This window comes from Cupriavidus sp. 05T42 (assembly GCF_056396345.1).
On record NZ_JBFTLH010000047.1, the window covers coordinates 1 to 2,303 of the forward strand.

At 62.2% G+C, this 2,303-nt stretch carries 2 protein-coding genes; both read left to right on the forward strand.

Annotated elements, in window-relative coordinates; all coding sequences use genetic code 11:
• Positions 1–1,047: DUF2345 domain-containing protein (locus AC1EJR_RS27210; RefSeq protein ID WP_477147849.1), on the forward strand; the 1,047-nt coding region annotated here is incomplete at its 5' end.
• Positions 1,044–2,303: phospholipase D-like domain-containing protein (locus tag AC1EJR_RS27215; protein WP_477110905.1), on the forward strand; the 1,260-nt coding region annotated here is incomplete at its 3' end. The genes AC1EJR_RS27210 and AC1EJR_RS27215, both read left to right, overlap by 4 nt.

A 2,303-nucleotide genomic window follows, 5' to 3' on the forward strand; every position in this document is an offset into this window, starting at 1 on the left:
TGGGGGGCCATCCGGGGCGGCAAGGGGTTGTTCATCACCGCCGATGACCAGCCAAAGGCCAGCGGACAGCAACTCGACATGGCCCCGGCTCAGCGCCTGCTCGAACAAGCGCTCCAGCAAAGCCAGGCACTGGCCGAGACCGCCAGGGCAGCACAAGCCCTCGCCGCCGACTGCGAGCGCCAGCAGGCCCTGCTCAATGACAGCCTCAAGCAACTGCGCGCCGCCGGACTGCTCGCCAGCGCGCCCGCTGGTATCGCCCTGGTGTCCGGGGCGGACCTGCAAACCAGCGCGGCGAACCATCTCATCGCCACAGCGGGCGGGAATGCGGACATCAGCGCGGTCAAGCGCTTCACCGTTGCCGCCGGCGACGCCGTGTCCCTGTTCGCGCAGAAACTCGGCATGAAACTGTTCGCGGCGGGCGGGAAGGTCGAGATTCAGGCGCAGGGCGATGAGTTGCAGTTGGCGGCGCTTAAGGACGTCACCATTAGCAGTACGGACGGGAAGCTGGTGCTGTCGGCCGCCAAGGAGGTGTGGATTGGGTCGGGCGGGTCTTACATTCGGATTACGCAGTGCGGGATCGAAAATGCAACGCCGGGAGACATCTTCGAAAAGTGCGCGGTGTGGGTTAAGCGCCCGCCCGCCTCGATGCAGATCCACGCCGAAATGGCAAACATTCTGCCCGCACACCCGCTGACGCTGAACACCGGCGCCTCGCCGGCATCGAGAACCCGGCTGCCTGTCGGCATGCCGTACAAGCTGTTTGCCCAAGGCGTGCTGTTCCGGCAGGGCGTGATCGACGAAACAGGCGACATTCCGATCGACCATCAGATGGCCACCAAGCAGTACGAACTGCAATTGGCTAGCGGCGCGGTCCACGCCATTCCTACTACTGAGGAATATCGCGGCAACGCCGAAAACGGCGAACTTGCCGCGCGCGGCTTTCAATTCTTCGAGTCCGCACCCGGAACGCCCGAGGCGCCCGATCGCGCCGTCCATCGCCAGGTTTATGACCAACTGCTCGGCTCAACACCCGAGGATCAGGTATGAGACAACAACCCATTACCACGCCCATCGCTCTGTCGCGTACCAATCGGGCGCTCATCACGCTGCCGTGGTTCGTCCAGCGTGCCGAATATGCGCCTCAGCCCTGCACCTTTCATCCCCTCGTCAATGGCGAAGAGGCGTTCGGCGACCTCCACGACACCATTTCCGCCGCGCAGAAGACCGTCGACATTATCTGTTGGGGCTTCCAGCCATCAATGTTCTTCAAACGCGGCGCCAGGGAGCGCGGCACGCCTTGTATTGGCGACCTGCTCGAGGCAGCGGGAAAGCGCGGGGTAAAGGTCCGTCTGCTTAGCTGGGGCGGCGAAGCATTGGGCATTCCCGGCATGTCAGATATGGGCGACGAGCCGAACCTGCCTGACCGCATGCATCAGCATCCCTGGTTCTCGCGTCCACCCAATCCCCGCGTCAATCCCAAGGAATTCAACCGGTACTGGCATTGGCGTGCAGCACGCACCTCCCCTACCGCCAAGATATTCAAAGGGCCTGTTCCATCGCAGGTCATGGAAAAGCTGCCGGGATTGCTGGGGCTGCCGAAGCTGGTCAACGTCGAATTTGTCGTGCGGGATTTTGGCCTGTCTAACCGGCTGGAAATCGCATTTCGCACGGCCTTGTGGGGGACCGACGACACGCGCTCTGCCGGTAGTAAGGCCCAAGGCGGCGCCATCATGGGCGCGATCGTGCCGACGCACCACCAGAAAATGGTGCTGGTCGATTATGAATTGCCTGACCGGGCAGTTGGCTATGTCATGGGCCACAACATGCTCGACCCGTACTGGGACAAGGACGACCATAGCGCGGTCCGGCTCTTGGGCGATCAGGGCCGGAATGGCGCGACGCCACGACAGGACATTTCAAGCCGCGTCACCGGCCCGGTTCTCCGGTATCTGAACCAGAATTTCTGTGAGGCATGGGACCGCGCTACCGGCGAAGCACTGCAAACCACCCGAAAACCTGCCGCGACAGCACTCAAAATGCTGCACGACACCGGCGTCAAGGTCATGGCCCAGGTGCTGCGGACTCAGCCGGAACACGGCAAGTTCGATATCGAGAAAATGTATTTGCAGGTGGTCAACAACGCCTGCAGCTTTGTCTATATCGAGAATCAGTATTTCCGCTTTCCGCCATTGGCCGAGCAAATCAAGGCGGCCGCCGCAAAGCAGATAGCCTGGGGCCGCGACCCGGGCGAGCATGGCCCCATCCACCTGTTTGTCGTCACCAATGCGAGCGACGAGGGCATC